Raw genomic sequence first — 16,494 nt, forward strand, 5'->3', positions numbered from 1 at the left:
CGATGCGCTTGCCCTCAACGGCCGCATTGCGCGGCGCGCTCTGGATCACGCTGATCGCACTCATCGCAACGGGGATCGCCCTGAGCGTTCAATATGTCCAGACGATACGCCTGCTCGACGCGCGTGCCCAGGCGGCAGTCGACGACGAGACGGCAGGCCTGATCGAGCGTTATCAGAGTGAGGGGCCATTTGCCGTCGCGCAGTCGGTGTCGCGTGCGGTCGGGCGCCCGCGCGTCACCGACTTCATCTATTTGATGACGGACGCGTCGGGACAGCCGGTTGCGGGCAATCTTGCCAAATGGCCTGACGAGATCGACCGCACCGGGTATCGCACCTTTGAAACCCAGGTCGCGACGACACGCGGCAGGGTGTTCGAACGACAGGTCGCCGCGCGCACGGTGCTTCTTGCTAACGACTTTCGACTGCTGGTCGGCAGCCTCTCGGACGATCGCCGCCTGCTGCACGACCGCTATGTGTCGGCACTGGCCTGGTCACTGACCGCCACCGGAGTGATCGGCCTGCTTTTCGGCTTCTGGTACAGCCGGCGCGGGCTTGCCTTTCTCGATGCCGCCAGCACCGCCGGCGATCGTTTCCGGGCGGGACATCTTGACGAGCGCTTGCCCGTGACGGGGCGCGGCGACGAATATGACCGGCTTGCAGCGACGCTGAACCATGGCTTCGCGGAGATCGAACGCCTGGTGGATTCGCTGCGAACCGCGACGGACGCGCTTGCTCATGACCTGAAGACGCCGCTGACGCGAATCCGGTCTCGGCTCGAGCTTGCGGCGCTGGGCGGGGGGCATAGTGACGCGACATCGGATATGCGCAGCGATCTCGACGCCCTTCTCCGTACGATCGACGATACGCTAAGACTGGCCCGTGCCGAGACGACGATGGCCAGTGAGTTCGGTCCTGTCGATCTGGCCGCAATCGTCATCGAGGCCGTGGAGCTTTTCGAGCCCGTGGCAGATGATCGTGGATTGGATCTGACGGTCGAAACGACGCCGGTGACCATAAGGGGCGTTCGTTCACTGTTGGGGCAGATCGTCGCCAATCTGCTCGACAACGCGATCAAATATACGCCCCCCGGCGGGTCGATCCGCGTGACGCTTGGGCATGATATCAATGGGTTCACGCTCGTCGTGGCGGATACGGGACCGGGTATACCGGCTGACCAGCGCGAGTATGTCGTGACGCGCTTCGTTCGGCTCGACACGAGCCGGCATTCCGAAGGTTCTGGCCTTGGTCTCAGCATCGCACAGGTCGCGGCCCGCGTTCATGGCGCATCGCTGACATTAACCGACAACGCGCCGGGTCTTCGTGCTGCCGTACACTTTCTGAGGACACAGGAAATCTTCAGTTGAGACGCCGTCAAACATGACAGCTTCATGAACTTATCGCGAGCCAGGACCCAAAACATCTGAGTGATGTTGGTGGCTCAAGGTCGGCGCCGGGTCGTCCTTGTGATAGGGGGCTCCCTGGTGGATCAAACCGCTTTCTTGATCGGCTTCAGCATGATGTCGGTCGCGTCGCTGGCCATATATGCGACAGGTAAGAAGACGCAGCCGTCGGGCCATCATACGCTCCTGCACGCCAGCGTGCCGTTCATCGCGGCGACCGCGTATCTCGCAATGGCCTTTGGCATCGGCACGCTCATCAACAGCGACGGTTCGCTGACATATTTGGCACGCTACGTGGATTGGTCGGTGACGACGCCGATCCTGTTGTCGGGTCTCGTGCTGCTGGCTTTTCACGAGCATGGGAAGACGGGTGAGGTCGGTGGGTATCTGACCTCGGTCATCGTGCTCGATGTCCTGATGATCGTCACGGGGCTGATATCGTCGCTTGCCGCACCATCAATGGCGAAATGGATCTGGTACGGATGGTCCTGCGTCGCGTTTCTGGGCGTCCTTTATCTTCTATGGGGTCCATTGCGATCACTGGCGCTCAGCCGTGGTGCTGCCTTGGGAATGGCCTATGGCAAAAACCTCACCTTCCTGACCGTCATCTGGTTCCTCTATCCGATCGTCTTCCTGATCGGACCGGAAGGCCTCAAACTGATCACCGATCCTGCGTCGGTCTGGGCTTTCCTGGTAATGGATGTGATCGCCAAGGTCGTCTACGCATTCTACGCGGCAGCCACCCTCGACAAGGCGTTGGCGCAGGATGACGGCGAACGCGGCCACCGGGCATGACACGGCGCGCCCCGGCCCTCGGCTGGGGCTTCCTTCTGGCGGGGGCTTTGGTCGCCTCGTTTTGCGTGCTCACCGTACAGCTCGCGTTCGCAGCCCTTGCTGTCGGGGTCGTCGGCATGGCGCACGGTGCCAGTGATCTCGCTATCGTCGAGCATCGGCGGCGCCCGGCATTCCTGATGCTGTACGTATCTGCGTTACTTGTCTGTCTCATGTGGTGGATCGTCGATCCTGCGATCGCACTCCCTGCATTCCTGCTGGCGTCGGCAGTCCATTTTGGTCTTGAGGATGCCCCCAAGAGCAGGCCGTTCGAAAGGATTGCCCGCGGCATAAGCCTGGTCGCAACGCCTGCGACGCTGCACGCGGCAAGCCTCACCCGCATTCTCGATCTTGCCGGAGTTCGAGAGTCCGGTGCGCCGGCCATGGTCAGCATTTTGGCAGTTGCGGGTGGCGTAGCAGCCGCCTGCCTGGTGATCATCGGCGCGGCGCGCCATGATCGACGTCTTCTGGTCGGAACGACCGCGCTTCTCATTCTGCCCCCGCTCGTCGGGTTCTCGGTCGGGTTCCTGGTGCTGCACGCCGTGCCGCAGACGAAAGAGCGTCGAGATCGGTTGCGGTGCGTGACGACCATTACGTATCTCCGCGCCACGGGCCCGATCCTCGTCCTGGCTGTGCTGCTGGTCGGAATCGTCGGCGGAGTGCTGCTGCGGTGGGACCCCTCGGGCGTGCGGTCACTCTTTGCCGGCGTCGCGGCACTGGCGATGCCGCATCTGCTGGTGACGCCGTATTTCGACAGGGTTGCGCGGCGATCCGGGTCGATGGGGCTGCCACGTGCCCACAGGGACGTGATGCGTGCTCATGTCCTTGAATGACGTCAGGTTGTCGGCAGAGGCTATGGGTGTAGTCGAACCAGATGGCAGCATACCGCCTGATCGTGGCTCAGGCGGGCCAGTGCCTGCGATAGGCGTCGTTGAATGCCGTCAGGTCGTCGGGATCTTCCATGGTCGTCGCCACCCGCTTCGCGTGGCGGTTGGCCCAGTGCTCGATCTCCCGACGCGCAGCCGGCAGGCTTGCGTGCATCGCAGCAAGCGTAGCCGTCAGTCGCAACGACACCTCGACCTCTGCAATCCCTTCGCGCAGGATCGGGCCGAAGGCATCGCCGAGCATATCCTCCATGGTCGGCTGGCCGATGTGAACCCGTGGGGAGTTCGGCTCCTTATCGATACGCGCCGCGCCGGGGCTCAGCGTGAGGAACACGCGAAGTAGGGCATTGAGAACCTCGATCCCCGTTCCTGGATCATTGGTCGCCGGTGCGAGGGCCCGGCTGGCAATTTCGGACAGCGCGATCAGCCCCAGTCGAGGATCCTGGTCGAACGAGCGATGCCGTTCGATGGTGAACGTCTTGACCAGTTCGCTCCGGATGCCGTCGTCGATCTTTCCCGAGACCTGAAGAAGCGTACGCGCGGGATGCATCATCGCGCCAGGCAGGACATCGACATACACCGTCAGGTCATTGCGGTCCGCGATCGTGCCAAGTGCGGTGATGTCGATATGCGTGACATATCCGGTCTGCACCGCGGTGACTGTGACGGCATCGGCAGGGATGGCGACAGCCGCACGGCCGCCAAGATGAGGGTGTGCAGCAAAATCCTGCATTGCCTGGGTCGCGGCCTCCTCGACGCGGTCGATCACATCGGCCATCCGTCCAAACGCCGTGATATGCCCGATCCAGCGCAGCAGCGTGCCGACCACCAGCAGGATGATCAGCACGGTCGCTGCGAACAGGATGATCCGGCCGTCATGGCCATAGGCGCTGGTGTTCAGGCCAACGATCCCGACCATCGAGAAGACGAAGGCGCCGAGGAAGGTCGACAACGCGTTCTGCGATGTCGGATCGCTGACCATCAGCTGGGTCGCACGCGGCGTCGCCAGCTGCGTTGCGGAGGAGTAGGCGCTAACCATTGCGGTCAACGAAAAGGTCGTGACCGCCAGCATGCTCGAGGCCATGATCTGAAGGATCGTGCCGACAGATTGCTGCCCGATATCGGCATCGAACGTGTACGGCAGATACGGCGTGACAAAAGCGGCGAGGATCGCCAGCGCGACGCTGAGCAGGCTGATGATCGCTGCCCGGAACCAGACCTGCCGGACGATCCGGCTCAAAATCCATGACCATTGCGTCATTTAGCGCTCCTTGAGCTGGCTGGTAGCCGAATAGCCACGACGACAACAGCCTGGCGATCCAGCGGCTGCGATCGAACTGTCCGCAGAGCATCTGTGCGAAGCGCAGCAAGCCCTGCGTCGATCAGGTTCAGCGGCTGACGCCGGGAAGATCTTACCTCGTGACGTGGCGCCGGAGCGTGACCTCCTACTCAGCGCAGCTGCGTTGGATCGATCACGACGTGACGGATTTTGGTACGGTTATGCGTGTAGGTGACGTGGACCAGTCCATCGCGCGTCTGGATCACCGCCGGATAGGCATAGCCGTCTGGTAGCGGCTTGCTCTCGAGTGTCAGAGCGTTGCGCCACCGCACGCCGTCGTCGGACAAACCGATGTTGAGCGGCCAGCGTGCGCCATCGCCCGGCCGCTCGGGCAGATGCGCGCTGTGATTGTAGACGATCAACTGGCGCCCATCGCGCAGCGTCACCGCATCGGTACCCGCATTGGGATTGGGGAGGTCGATCGCCGCGACTGGCGACCAGTTGCGCCCGGCGTCGCGTGACCAGCTCATCGCAAGCGCACCCTGCCGCGTCCGCGCCACCAGCTCCAGCCGGCCATCGGGGTGAAACAGGATGCTCGGCTGGATCGCCTCGATGTGCATCGGTGAGGCCACCGCGTCGCCGACCTGCCAGCTTCTCCCGCGATCGGTGCTCCGCTCGATCCGGATCGACCAGATATTGGCCTCTGCGCTGCCTTCCTCGCGGCTCGACGGCGACACCCAGCTGCCGTCGGGCGCAACGACGGGTTTGTTCTTGATCGGTCCCAACACGCCATCCGGCAGGCGCTGCGGCCGACTCCAATGTCGTCCGCCATCAGTCGAGCGGATGACCATGCCCCACCACGCCCGCGGATTCGGCCCGACCTTGTAGAAGAGATGCAGGGCACCGTCTGCAGGCTGAAACAGCACCGGGTTCCAGGTCGGAAATCGCTGACCGTCCGCGGACACTCCATCAGCGACCGCAACCGGGGTCTCCCATCGCGTCGCGCCGCGTCGTGCGAACCAGATACGGACGTCAGGCTGGCTTTCGCCGGAACCGCCGAACCAGGCTGCGGCCAGCGTCCGGTCAGGCAGTTCGACGATCGTCGAGGCATGCGCCTGCGGATAGGGCGCATCGGCATATATGAATTCCGACGATATGATCGGCGACCGAAGCGGGGCCGCAGCGGCCGACGGGGCATGGCCGATCCGGGCTTGCGCCGCGGCGCTGACCGCGAGTGCGATTGCCGCGACCTTCACCATGTGCGCCAGAAATGCCCTGAATTTCATCGCTGTACCCCAACAACGTTGCGGGTACGCGTAGACCCGTATTGCGCGAGCCGGATAGCATGGGGTTTCCAACCGAGCCAATGGCGGCTGATGTGCGCGATGGTTCGTATTCGTGGTCTGCCTGACCATTCGGTTCGGGAGCGCAGCACCCGCGCCATAGTCTAGAAGCGGCGTGGTTCGTGTCCGATCAGGTCGCACGTGCCCCGAAAGCCATAATCACTCATGCCCGTGACCGTGATGCGGCCGCTGCGCCGATCGATCACGAGCCGTGGCTTGTTCAAGCCGTTCAGGCGGTAACTTGCGCGGACCGTATCTGGGCTGACCGACACGTCGTACAAATCCCACCATCCCTGATTGCCACGGGAATTGATCGGCGGGATCAGCGACTTGGGTAGCCGGATACGTCCACCACCGGCCCAGGTCTGTACCATGAGCAAGGCATCGAAGACCTCCTTCCTGGTTTCGGTGTACGTGCCGGACTCGTAGCGGTCACGATCACGGTTCCAGTTCCACGTCGTCCCGCTCGCAAAGCCGGTTTTCGATCCGTCCCCAAAACACACGAGCCCGAGTTCCACGTTTCTGCCATCAACAACAGGTCGTCCCGAAGGATAGCGATCCTGACCGCCGCCGGACCCCGCTGGCGCGCGTCCATAGGCCAGATCGGGGTCGTAGTCGGGACGCGGTCGTGGCGCAGCTTGACCACCATGGCCGGGGTCGGGGCGGAGGTTCGCGGGTTTCCTGCAATCGGGGGAGGTGGTCGGCTGGATGGAATTGTAGCGGCCTTCCATCGTCGCAATGCTCACGCACTGGCGGCGATCGGCGTTCCACCAATAGGTATAGACGCGATCGTCGCCTTGCTCACCCCGGATGTTGACGTAGCCGCGTCGTTGCAACTCCATCTCGGCCTGACCCGCACGGGCGCCTACCATGTCCTCGAGACCCGTGGATTGCGCGTGGGCAATCGCGGGAAGTGCCGAGCCCATGACGAGGGCGGTCATGATCGTGGGCAGGCCAGACGGACAACGCATCGCGATTCTCCCGTTCGTTCGAAATCACCTCATCATCAGTTGAACGATTGTATAAAAAGGGAGCGACGGCGTCCATCGCTGTCAACGGCGTTCGGAGCCCTACTGCCGATGCGAATTGGGGGGGGGCGAGAATCCTCGCTCGGGCCGAAGAACCGCTCGGTCGGTGCTGGTCTTCATAACATACGGCAGGACCCGCAATAGTGCGTCTTCGGCAAGCACTAGGGGGCGGAGTCTAGCACAGGGCAAGCCGTTGCGATCGACGCCCGGATCGAACATGATGCGGCATGGACTTCATGAAGTGGCTCAATTCGCTCGACGAACTTCTGTACGAAGTGATGAGCTGGGTGGTCTTCTTTCCCCTTACCCTTTGGCAGGCGCTCTTTCGACCGATCCGTACGATGGAGGAGATCGAGCGCGAAGCCGTGCTGCCCGACGATGAACGCTACGCGTCGATACTCAGTCCGCCCCTGTTTCTGGCTCTCACGCTGTTGCTGGGGCACAGCGTCGCTACGGCGTTGGGCCAGACCGACGAAATCATCGCCAATCATCATGGTCTGGCCGACCTGGTCAACGACAATGCCAGCGCCCTGGTCCTCCGCGTCGTCGTTTTCGCGGGTTTTCCACTATTTCTCGCAGCCCGCATGGTGCGCCAACGCAGGATCAAGCTCGATCGCAATTCCCTGCAGCAGCCATTTTACGCGCAATGTTATCCGGCGGCCGTCTTTGCGCTGGGTCTGAGCGTCGGCAGCAGTTTCGGGATGGACCATCATCAAGCGACGCGCATGATTGGACATTGGCTCGTCGGATCGAGCATTCTGAACTTCTGGATCGTCGAAACGCGCTGGTTCGCGCAGGTGTTGGGGATCAGCCTGGTGCGCGCGACCTGGAACGTCCTTGTCGGGCTGCTGGAAGGCGCAACGTTTCTAATCGCGGTGGGCTTTTTGTTCACCCGCTAGCGCAGACTTTGCGATCAAGGGAGAACCGCCCGCCCCGCACTTGCCAGGCTGTCCTCTAAGACCTGCGAATGCATGATCACTGCAATGGCGGTTACAGCGCACCTCCCTCGGCCAGCGTCTGGAGCTGATCGGCCATCGCGCCCCAGCCGGCTTCGAAGCCCATCGACCGGTGGCGCTCCCACGCTTCATCGGTCCAATGGCGTGCCGCGGCGGTAAAACGGGTGCCGTCCCCGTCTTGCGCGATCTCGAACAGGCCGACCATGAACGGCCCACTGGGCTGCCAACCCGCTGTAAAAGCATCGGTGAATACGAAGCGGCGGTTAGGCTCATAGTCGAGGACTACGCCCTCGTTAAGGATCTCCTCACCGTCGGGGCCATGCATGACCACCAGGCTACGGCCACCGGGGCGCCATTCGATCTCGCGTGCTTCGGCGCGCCACGGTCGCGGACAGAACCACTCATCGAAGCGATCGACCATCGTCCGCCAGATATCCTCCACGGGGGCGGCGATGCGGCGCTCGACACTGAGTTCACGAATATTGCTCATCGTTTCTCTCCTCGGCACAATAGGGTTACGTAGCGCTTCAGGTGCCGCACGCTCTCGCGCGCCGCTTGCGGATCGCCAGTTGCCTTGGCGACGACGAAACCGCCCTGGAGCACCACTTGAAAGTGGAGCGCGAGGCTCGCTGCATCGACGTCGGCAACGCCATGATCAGCCAGCGCTTCGGCAACGTCGCCTTCGAGCGTGCGCGCATGGCCGACGATTGCCGCCTCAGCAGCGCGCGCAATCGCGGGGTGTGATTGATGCACTTCCTGTGCGAGCGTGCCAGCCAGACAGGTAAAGGCGTCAGTGCCGCCGTCGATCAGCGCCTCGCGCAGGTCAAGATAGCCCAACACGCGCGCCAGTGCCGCGGGTTCGCGATGATAGTCCGCATCGGCGAATAGCGGCGTCGTGATCGCCAGCCAGTGGCCGGCGGCGGCCACCCCCAGCGCCTCCTTGGATACGAAATGGTGGAAGAAGGCGCCCTTGGTGACCCCGGCAGCCGCACAAAGCTGGTCGACGCTGGTGGCCGCAAAGCCGTTGCGGCGGATGAGCGTCACGGCTGCGTCCAGCAGCTTGTCGCGAGCACTATTGGAAGATCCTCGACTCGTCATAATGCAGACATACCAACCGGTCGGTATGCCGGCAAGGATCATCAAGACGGTGTTCGGAAGCGATAGTTGCAAAGGTCGGGATTGAAAGTCGGTGCCCCTATCGAATGGTAGGAGCTGAGGGGGGCGAACGCGTCGCGAATGTCCGGGCCCGGGTCCATGCACCCAGCCGTCGGGACCAGTAGACAGCTCGTACGATTCCGACCGGGATTGCCTGAAACGCTAATCAGCGCAGGTCGCTCTGCTGTTGGGGCCAAGCGCACAAGCAGCCACCTTTATAAGCGCGATAATGGCGGCTGCAGTGCGACCTGGAAGCTCATGGCTAAAGGGCATGGAATGATCAGAATCTATATCTGCTAACTCAGGCCAGTGGCGGATAAGCCGTGTACGTTCGGAAACTTCCCCGATCGACACGGCCTATCCACCCACCGACGTAGCTTACGTCGCCTGGTTCGACGATATCGGCTTGGCGGTGACGTCGAAGCGGTCGGCGTTCATGACCTTCACCCAGGCACGGATGAAGTCGCGCACGAACTTTTCCTCGTGACCGTTCTCGGCATAGACCTCGGCCGTCGCGCGCAACTGCGAGTTCGAGCCGAAGACCAGATCGGTGCGGGTCGCCTGCCACTTCTTTTCACGACCGCCGCGATCATAGCCGATGAACTTCTCGTCGCTCGACGTATCGACCAGATCCCAGAACGTGTCGTTGTCGAGCAGGTTGACGAAGAAGTCGTTCGTCAGTTGCCCCGGACGCTTGGTCAACACGCCGTCGGGCGCATCGCCGAAGTTCGCGCCGAGCACGCGCAGGCCACCGACCAGCACGGTCATTTCCGGCGCGGACAGGCCGAGCAGCGAAGCCTTGTCGAGCAACAGCTCCTCGGTCTTCACCGGGTGACGCGTCTTCAGGTAGTTGCGGAACCCGTCGGCCTGCGGCTCCATCCACACGAAGCTTTCGACATCCGTCCACTCCTGCGTCGCATCGCCGCGGCCGCCAAGGAACGGTACTGCCACGTCGTGCCCGGCGTCGCGTGCCGCTTTTTCGACCGCTGCCGAGCCCGCCAGCACGATCGCGTCGGCCAGCGACATGCTGCCGCGCAGTTCGTTCAGCTTTGCCAGCACCTTGCTCAGCTGCTCGGGCTCGTTGACCGGCCAGTCCTTCTGCGGTGCAAGCGCGATGCGGGCACCGTTCGCACCACCGCGGTGGTCCGACCGGCGATAGCTCGATGCCGAAGCCCAGGCGGTCTTGACCAGCTGGCTGATCGTCAGCCCGCTCGACAGCACGGCATCCTTGAACGCCGCGACGTCAGCGTCCGACGGTACGGTGCCTTCGGGGACCGGATCCTGCCAGATCAGCGTCTCTTCGGGAACCTCGGGCCCAAGGTACCGGACCCGTGGCCCCATGTCGCGATGCGTCAGCTTGAACCACGCGCGTGCGAACGCGTCGTCGAGCGCCGCCTGGTTGTCGCGGAAGCGCAGCGCGATCTCACGGAACTCGGGGTCCACCTTCAACGCCATGTCCGCGGTCGTCATCATCGTCGGCACACGCTTGTTTGGGTCGCGTGCGTCGGGGGCCATGTCCTCCGGTTCCGCGTTGACCGGCTGCCACTGCTTTGCACCGGCCGGGCTTTCGGTCAGCTCATAATCGTATTTGAACAGCAGGCGCAGATAGTCGCCGGTCCACTTGGTCGGGTTGTTCGACCACGCGCCCTCGATGCCCGAGGTCGTGATATGGCCCTGGCCGATCTCCTCGCTGTCGGTCAGCCAGCCGAGGCCCTGCATGTGGACCGATTCCGAAGACGGGGCCTTGAAATGCGGTGCGGCCTTGGCACCGTGCGCCTTGCCGAAGGCGTGACCGCCGGCGGTCAGCGCCACGGTTTCCTCGGAGTTCATCGCCATCCGCTGGAACGTCGCCTTCATGTCGCGTGCGGACATGAGCGCGTCGGGCTCACCACCCGGACCCTCGGGATTGACGTAGATCAGCCCCATCTGGATCGCGGCGAGAGGCCCTTCGAGCTCGGGCATGTCCTCGCTGATACGCGTCTGCGCACCCTCGTTGACCCAGATCTCCTCGGCGCCCCAGAAGGTATCGCCCTCGGAGGCGAAGACGTCCTTGCGGCCGCCGGCGAAACCGAACACCGGTCCGCCCATGCTCTCGATCGCGACATTACCGGCGAGGATGAACAGGTCGGCCCAGCTGATGTTCTTGCCGTATTTCTGCTTGAGCGGCCACAACAGGCGACGTGCCTTGTCGAGGTTGCCGTTGTCCGGCCAGGAATTCAGCGGTTCGAAGCGCTGCTGACCCGACGACGACCCGCCGCGGCCGTCGGTTACCCGGTAGGTGCCGGCGGCATGCCATGCCATGCGGATCATGAACGGGCCGTAATGACCATAGTCGGCAGGCCACCAGGCCTTGCTGTCGGTCATCAGCGCCGTCAGGTCCGCCTTGAGTGCTGCATAGTCGAGCTGCTTGAACGACTCGGCATAGTCGAACTCTTCGCCCATCGGGTCGGGAGAGACGCCGTGCTGATGCAGCATGTCGATCGGCAGCGCGTCGGGCCACCAGTCCTTGTTCGTGCGACCGAGGAGCGAGCGGGCCTTAACCTCGCCGCCACCCTGGGGGCCCATTGGGCAACCGCTTGCCTTAGGCTGTTCGTAATCGGCCATCTTGGCGTCCTCTCCTAATGAGTTTTACCACCGTGCTGGTAAAATGCCGGATCCCGGGTACATTTGTCCAATCGATTATACGGGCGACAGCTATCATCGTACTCGATCACAGAGGGCTGTGAGCGTGTCGTCTGACGGTGCGTACATTCGCGATGATCCGGGTCATCATCATCGTCAGGCCGACGGACGTCGCGGCAACTGATCTGATCAAGGTGTCGCCAAACTTACATTTACTGCGGGTAGAGGATGGGCGTCTTTAGTCTGGTTCAGAGTTTTTCGTCGTGACCGCGTCCCAAGTCCGCCCGATAGATCGTTGGTTCGTCGGCCTCGAAAAGCGCGGCGTGTTCGCAGACCCGGCCAGCCGTGAGGGACGGGACTTCGTCTATCGCCGCAGCGCGGCGGGTGCATCGCAGCAACGTGACCTGCTCGTTCCGGCGTGGACCGAGAGCGCAAGACCGGGCGCTGGCGATCCCCGTCCGCACGACCCGATCAATCCGCAATACGACCCGGCAACGCCTTCGGCACCGGCCCCGATGCAAGGACCTCTGCAATGAAAACCGCGATCTACAAATTCCTGGGCGGCACGGCGTTTGCTGGCGCAATGCTCGCGGTCTGCAGCACGCCCGCTGCAGCGCAGGAGGCGCGCAATGTCATCCTCTTCCTTGGCGATGCGGGTGGCCTGTCGACGCTCGGCGCCGCTGGTATCCTGGCGCACGACCGGCCGCAATCGCTGTTCATCCAGTCGATGCCGAACGTCGCGCTGTCGGATACGTCCGCGCTCGACCGATGGGTGACCGATTCCGCGGCCGGGATGACCGCGATCATGACGGGGCACAAGACGAACAACGCGATGGTATCGACGACGCCCTCTGGACCGGGCGGCCGCGCGATGCCGGTCAAGACCCTTCTCGAATATGCCGAGCAGCGCGGGCTGTCGACGGGTGTCGTCACCAACATGAACATCTGGGACGCGACCCCGGCCGCGACCTTTGCGCATGTCGCCGCGCGCGCGGACAAGGGCGAGATATTCCGCCAGATGCTCAAGCCCCGCTTCGGCGACGGCGTCGATATCCTGATCGGCAAGGGCCGTGCCGACGCCGTCGCGACATTCGCCGGCCCGGGCACGAGCGCCGAACAGGCGTTCAGGACCGCCGGCTACCGCTTCGGCGAGGATCCCGCGCTGGTCGCCCAGGCACCCCGGACCGCGGTGCTGCGCGATGCCGACTTCGCGCCGCTTCCCGCCGTGGAGGCGACCGTCGCGCAGCTCGCCCGCAACCCGAAGGGCTATTTCCTGATGGTCGAATGGGACATGCACACCGACGACCCCAAGGCAGGCCTGCGGCATGTCGTCGAGATGGACGACATGATCCGCCGGATCAGCGCGGTTGCCGGCAAGGACACGCTGATCCTGTTCACCGCGGACCACAGCTTCGGTCTGCGAATGACCGGCGGCAAGCGCGCGACGCCGCTCGCGACGCAATATGATCCCGATGCGAAGTCGGTGATCAGCGTCGAACCCGGCCATACCGGCGAAGAGGTCGTCGTCGCCGCGAGCGGCCCCGGTGCGGACAAGGTCCGGGGTTTCATGCCCAACACGCGGCTCTTCGACATCATGCTGTCGGCATTCGGCTGGAAGAAGGACAAATGATCAGCCCTCAACCTGCCTGACGGCTTTTCCTCTCTCGGATCGCGACCCTGATGACGAGGGACTAGAGGCCGAAAGCGGTCAGCCCAACGATGAATGAATGTACGAAGCTGGGGCGTGGGGTGAGGGCGCGCGTGATGTCCGGCAATGCGTCGTCATGCCTTATCCTCACCTCTGCAGCCGGCCCGAGCTGTCCTGCAACAGCCAGAAACGGGTATAGCGTTGCAGGCGCGGGAGAATGATCCACTGCAGGGTCGCGGTGAGCAGCAGGGACGAGGGCAGGAGTTGCAGCGGCAGTGGTGCGTCCTTCAACACCGTGCGAACCAACATGCTGATGAGGAGGAGGACCGGGAACACCGTCAGCCATGTCGTCACGAACCGCTTCCACTTGCTGGCACTCGCATCGCTCGGCAGCTCGAAGGTGACGCCGTCGCCAGTTTCGAGCTGGCGGAGCGCCGTGGAGAAGCGGTCCGCGACAGCGACATGCGCGCGCATCCTGGGGTCGTCATGCCATGCATCGGCTGCGGCGCGATCGTCGAAGCGAAAGAGCAGGTGCTGAAAACCGGCGGTCTGACCGAGCCGGATCGCAGCCCGATACCCCGGCGCCGCACGGGCGTGCCGGTTCAGTTCCTCCACCCAGCGTTCGAAATCCTGCTCGTGGCCGGCACGAATGGCCCGGCTGGTGATGATCGTGGCGGTCTGGTCAGGATCGATTGGCATAATGGCGAGAACAGACGAGGCGGCCGGTACGTTGCGCGGCCGCTTCGTGCATTTCGCCCGTGTCGACCCGCATCAGGACAGGCCTGTCAGCTTCAGCGCCTGACAGATCGTATAGCGCGTCACCGGACCGCCACGAGCCGCCGTGAGACCAGAAGCACTGCACGCGGCGATCAGCGCGCCAATCGTCGGGCGACCGTCACGATCGCCGCCGTCGCGGCGATAGGCGGTGATCGCATCCTGGATGCACCGGATCACCGGTTCATTCCGTTCATAAGCCCGGGCGCGGCGATCGCCATGCCGGAGCGCCAAATCTGCAATGCCATCCATCATCGTCGACGGTCGATAACCGATTATCGCGACGGGATCATCATCGTCCGACACAGGGCCAGGGCGTGCGGCCCGTGCCATGATCAGAACGGCGTTGAAGGTTTCCGCGCGACTTTATAATGGCACCGGACCGGTTACTTCGGTCACCTCGCGCCCGGCAATCGTGCCCGGCAGCCCGCATGCAGGCAGAGCGTCAGGGTCTTACGTCACAATGAATTATCGCCATTCCTTCCATGCGGGCAACAGTGCCGATGTCGTGAAGCACAGCCTGCTGATCGCGCTCGTGCGGGCCCTGCAGCAGAAACCGGGCGCGCTGACGCTGATCGATACGCATGCCGGCTGCGGGCTGTACGACCTTGACGGCGAGGATGCGCAACGCACCGGCGAGTCCCTACAGGGCGTGCTGCGGGCCTTTGCCGAGCCGAACCCCTTGCTGGACGACTACCGCGCCGCGGTACAGGCGGTGAATTCCGGGACCGAACCGCAATTCTACCCCGGCTCGCCGCGGATCCTCGCGCAGCTTCTGCGCCCGCAGGATTTGCTGATCCTGAACGAGAAGCACCCCGAGGACGCCTATACCCTGCGCGGGGTGATGCGCGGCACGCCCGCTGCGGTGCACGAGCGCGACGCCTATGAGCTTTGGCTCGCGATGCTGCCGCCCCGCACCGCGCGTGGCGTGGTGGTGGTCGACCCGCCGTACGAACAGCCCGATGACCGCGACCGTATCACCGCGACCCTCGCCGCCGCGCACCGCAAATGGGCGCATGGCGTGACGGTGATCTGGTATCCCCTGAAGGACCGCGCCGCGCATACGCGGTGGACGGGGCAGTTGCGCAGGCTTGGTATCCCCAAAGTGCTGGGGGTGGAGCATTGGCTGTACGATGCCGATCAGTCCGGCATCTACAACGGCGCGGGCCTGTATATCGTCAACCCGCCTTACGCCTTCACGCAGGCGCTGCCGCCCATGCTCGAAGCGCTGCGCGCGGTGCTGGCGCCGGAAGGGCATAGCGGCGAGATCACCGCCGCGTGGCTGGGCGATTAGCGTAAACCCGCATCGCCCCGCTCTGGCCGGCTGCAAACGGCCGGGCTGCCAACGTCAAAAGACCGGACGCTCTGGCAGGCAATTCGCATCGTCGAGAGCGGCCGTCCGTTGAGTACGATCATTCCCGACTCTCCAGCTCCGGTCGGCGATTTCGCGAGATCTATTGGGACCAGTAATCCGTGCCGCCCGGGGGCGCCAAGCTGCTGACGGTTCCGAAGCCGGCCTCAGTTTTGTCGTTGCCGAAGCGCGGGGGTTACGATCGTACGGCGAGATCGTTATAGGTCCGTAATGAAGATCGCTGTAATTTCCGACATTCACGGGAATGTCGCTGCCCTCGACGCAGTTCTCGGCGACATCGCCACCCGGGACGTGGACCAGATCGTGAACCTCGGGGACATTTGCTCAGGGGGCCTATTCCCGCGGGAAACAGCCGATCGACTGATGCCTCTGGGATTGCCGACTATACGCGGCAATCACGAACGTCAGATCTCGGAGCAACCTCGTGAGCGCATGGGACTGTCCGATCGCCACGCCTTCGACCAGCTGAGCGCTGAACAGTATGCGTGGCTGACAGCATTGCCCACGACCATGCGCCTGTCCAAAGATGTGCTGCTTGTTCATGGCACGCCGGACAGCGACCTGAGGTATTTTCTAGAGACGGTGACGGAGGCGGGGCTTCGTCAGGCCACTCGCGAGGAAGTTCGACACCGTGCGGGAACTGTCGATGCGGCCGTGATCCTCTGCGGCCATACGCATCTCCAGCGGGTGATGACACTCGACGACGGGCGCATCGTCATAAATCCGGGAAGCGTCGGCCTTCCGGCATATGACGATGACCGACCCCACGCTCACCTAGTCGAAAGCGGATCGCCGCATGCGCGCTATGCCGTCTTGTCGAACGAAGGTGATGGCTGGGTGGTAGAGTTTCTGTCCGTCGATTATGATTGGGAACAAGCGGCCCGTGATGCCGAGGCGAATGCCCGTACCGACTGGTCCAGACCTTTGCGAACCGGTCGGGTCTAGCACGAGGGTATCGTATTTCTCGATGCGAAGTGCGTTTCGGGAAACCGTGTCGCTTCTCGAAATCCGGTCCTTGAAGGAACGGCATCAGCGCCGAGCCTCCCGAAAGCCAATTTTCCGCAGTCGCCGACCAAGCGTCACGTGTGAGCTCGAAGCCCTCAACGTTACCGGCATCATCGTCAGGCAGCGTATGCGCCGCCGGGTTATTGGTCGCGTCTTGAAGCCTGGCACCGAAGACATATCGCAGGGTCGGGTCCGTT

At 63.4% G+C, this 16,494-nt stretch carries 15 protein-coding genes; 7 read left to right on the plus strand and 8 right to left on the minus strand.

What is annotated here, in order from left to right:
* Positions 1-2: 2 nt before the first annotated feature.
* The 3 genes from J3A66_RS14265 to J3A66_RS14275 all read left to right on the plus strand — a co-directional run bounded on the left by J3A66_RS14265 (position 3) and on the right by J3A66_RS14275 (position 3,064).
* Entirely contained in the window at positions 3-1,364 is a 1,362-nt protein-coding gene (locus tag J3A66_RS14265) for a HAMP domain-containing sensor histidine kinase (protein ID WP_209569605.1), read from the plus strand.
* Positions 1,365-1,481: 117 nt separating this feature from the next.
* Complete coding sequence (locus tag J3A66_RS14270) at positions 1,482-2,195, plus strand: bacteriorhodopsin (RefSeq protein ID WP_348634058.1); 714 nt, start codon at positions 1,482-1,484, stop codon at positions 2,193-2,195.
* Positions 2,192-3,064, plus strand: a complete 873-nt coding sequence (locus J3A66_RS14275; protein ID WP_209569607.1) for a Brp/Blh family beta-carotene 15,15'-dioxygenase — start codon at positions 2,192-2,194, stop codon at positions 3,062-3,064. The genes J3A66_RS14270 and J3A66_RS14275 overlap by 4 nt, the downstream gene beginning before the upstream one ends.
* A gap of 67 nt (positions 3,065-3,131) precedes the next feature.
* On the opposite strand, the gene J3A66_RS14280 is transcribed toward J3A66_RS14275, so the two are convergent.
* The 3 genes from J3A66_RS14280 to J3A66_RS14290 form a co-directional block, all read right to left on the minus strand.
* Positions 3,132-4,376: a DUF2254 domain-containing protein gene (locus tag J3A66_RS14280; RefSeq protein ID WP_209569609.1), complete on the minus strand. Its 1,245-nt coding sequence runs from the start codon at positions 4,374-4,376 to the stop codon at positions 3,132-3,134.
* 188 nt (positions 4,377-4,564) lie between these two features.
* Positions 4,565-5,680 carry a sialidase family protein gene (locus J3A66_RS14285; RefSeq protein WP_245336830.1) on the minus strand — a complete coding sequence of 372 codons (1,116 nt, stop codon included), beginning with the start codon at positions 5,678-5,680 and terminating at the stop codon, positions 4,565-4,567.
* A gap of 161 nt (positions 5,681-5,841) precedes the next feature.
* Positions 5,842-6,678: a hypothetical protein gene (locus J3A66_RS14290; protein ID WP_209569610.1), complete on the minus strand. Its 837-nt coding sequence runs from the start codon at positions 6,676-6,678 to the stop codon at positions 5,842-5,844.
* A 314-nt stretch (positions 6,679-6,992) separates the two neighbouring features.
* Here J3A66_RS14290 and J3A66_RS14295 point away from each other — a divergent pair, with 314 nt between their 5' ends.
* Complete coding sequence (locus J3A66_RS14295; protein WP_209569612.1) at positions 6,993-7,664, plus strand: hypothetical protein; 672 nt, start codon at positions 6,993-6,995, stop codon at positions 7,662-7,664.
* A gap of 91 nt (positions 7,665-7,755) precedes the next feature.
* Here J3A66_RS14295 and J3A66_RS14300 read toward each other — a convergent pair whose 3' ends face one another.
* From J3A66_RS14300 to katG, 3 genes are all read right to left on the minus strand, one after another.
* Positions 7,756-8,211 carry an SRPBCC domain-containing protein gene (locus J3A66_RS14300; RefSeq protein ID WP_209569613.1) on the minus strand — a complete coding sequence of 152 codons (456 nt, stop codon included), beginning with the start codon at positions 8,209-8,211 and terminating at the stop codon, positions 7,756-7,758.
* Positions 8,208-8,861, minus strand: a complete 654-nt coding sequence (locus J3A66_RS14305) for a TetR/AcrR family transcriptional regulator (RefSeq protein WP_245337084.1) — start codon at positions 8,859-8,861, stop codon at positions 8,208-8,210. The genes J3A66_RS14300 and J3A66_RS14305 overlap by 4 nt, the downstream gene beginning before the upstream one ends.
* Before the next feature lie 393 nt (positions 8,862-9,254).
* Positions 9,255-11,441, minus strand: coding sequence for a catalase/peroxidase HPI (katG, locus tag J3A66_RS14310; RefSeq protein ID WP_245336831.1), 2,187 nt, complete (start codon positions 11,439-11,441; stop codon positions 9,255-9,257).
* 589 nt (positions 11,442-12,030) lie between these two features.
* On the opposite strand from katG, the gene J3A66_RS14315 reads away from it, so the two are divergent.
* Positions 12,031-13,128, plus strand: coding sequence for an alkaline phosphatase (locus J3A66_RS14315; protein ID WP_209569617.1), 1,098 nt, complete (start codon positions 12,031-12,033; stop codon positions 13,126-13,128).
* 165 nt (positions 13,129-13,293) lie between these two features.
* Here J3A66_RS14315 and J3A66_RS14320 read toward each other — a convergent pair whose 3' ends face one another.
* Both J3A66_RS14320 and J3A66_RS14325 read right to left on the minus strand, forming a co-directional pair.
* A complete protein-coding gene (locus tag J3A66_RS14320) occupies positions 13,294-13,845 on the minus strand; it encodes an antibiotic biosynthesis monooxygenase (RefSeq protein WP_209569619.1) in 552 nt (183 codons plus the stop codon).
* A 72-nt stretch (positions 13,846-13,917) separates the two neighbouring features.
* The gene (locus J3A66_RS14325; RefSeq protein WP_209569621.1) at positions 13,918-14,226 is read right to left on the minus strand and encodes a hypothetical protein; all 309 of its coding nucleotides are present in this window, start codon (positions 14,224-14,226) and stop codon (positions 13,918-13,920) included.
* 157 nt (positions 14,227-14,383) lie between these two features.
* Here J3A66_RS14325 and rlmJ point away from each other — a divergent pair, with 157 nt between their 5' ends.
* Both rlmJ and J3A66_RS14335 read left to right on the plus strand, forming a co-directional pair.
* On the plus strand, positions 14,384-15,214 hold the full coding sequence (gene rlmJ, locus J3A66_RS14330; protein ID WP_209569623.1) for a 23S rRNA (adenine(2030)-N(6))-methyltransferase RlmJ: 831 nt from the start codon (positions 14,384-14,386) through the stop codon (positions 15,212-15,214).
* 288 nt (positions 15,215-15,502) lie between these two features.
* Positions 15,503-16,237 (plus strand): metallophosphoesterase family protein, encoded by a 735-nt coding sequence (locus J3A66_RS14335; protein WP_209569625.1) that lies wholly within the window; start codon positions 15,503-15,505, stop codon positions 16,235-16,237.
* The last annotated feature ends 257 nt before the right edge of the window (positions 16,238-16,494 follow it).

Origin of the sequence: Sphingomonas sp. PvP018 (assembly GCF_017876865.1) — a bacterium.
GTDB classification, from domain to species: Bacteria; Pseudomonadota; Alphaproteobacteria; order Sphingomonadales; family Sphingomonadaceae; genus Sphingomonas; species Sphingomonas aerolata.

Excerpts from the sequence above, each read along its gene's own strand:
- J3A66_RS14265 (WP_209569605.1), top strand. The coding sequence starts at position 3 with ATGCGCTTGCCCTCAACGGCCGCATTGCGCGGCGCGCTCTGGATCACG.
- J3A66_RS14275 (WP_209569607.1), top strand. The coding sequence starts at position 2,192 with ATGACACGGCGCGCCCCGGCCCTCGGCTGGGGCTTCCTTCTGGCGGGG.
- J3A66_RS14280 (WP_209569609.1), bottom strand. The coding sequence starts at position 4,376 with ATGACGCAATGGTCATGGATTTTGAGCCGGATCGTCCGGCAGGTCTGG.
- J3A66_RS14285 (WP_245336830.1), bottom strand. The coding sequence starts at position 5,680 with ATGAAATTCAGGGCATTTCTGGCGCACATGGTGAAGGTCGCGGCAATC.
- J3A66_RS14290 (WP_209569610.1), bottom strand. The coding sequence starts at position 6,678 with ATGACCGCCCTCGTCATGGGCTCGGCACTTCCCGCGATTGCCCACGCG.
- J3A66_RS14295 (WP_209569612.1), top strand. The coding sequence starts at position 6,993 with ATGGACTTCATGAAGTGGCTCAATTCGCTCGACGAACTTCTGTACGAA.
- J3A66_RS14300 (WP_209569613.1), bottom strand. The coding sequence starts at position 8,211 with ATGAGCAATATTCGTGAACTCAGTGTCGAGCGCCGCATCGCCGCCCCC.
- J3A66_RS14305 (WP_245337084.1), bottom strand. The coding sequence starts at position 8,861 with ATGATCCTTGCCGGCATACCGACCGGTTGGTATGTCTGCATTATGACG.
- katG (WP_245336831.1), bottom strand. The coding sequence starts at position 11,441 with ATGGGCCCCCAGGGTGGCGGCGAGGTTAAGGCCCGCTCGCTCCTCGGT.
- J3A66_RS14315 (WP_209569617.1), top strand. The coding sequence starts at position 12,031 with ATGAAAACCGCGATCTACAAATTCCTGGGCGGCACGGCGTTTGCTGGC.
- J3A66_RS14320 (WP_209569619.1), bottom strand. The coding sequence starts at position 13,845 with ATGCCAATCGATCCTGACCAGACCGCCACGATCATCACCAGCCGGGCC.
- rlmJ (WP_209569623.1), top strand. The coding sequence starts at position 14,384 with ATGAATTATCGCCATTCCTTCCATGCGGGCAACAGTGCCGATGTCGTG.
- J3A66_RS14335 (WP_209569625.1), top strand. The coding sequence starts at position 15,503 with ATGAAGATCGCTGTAATTTCCGACATTCACGGGAATGTCGCTGCCCTC.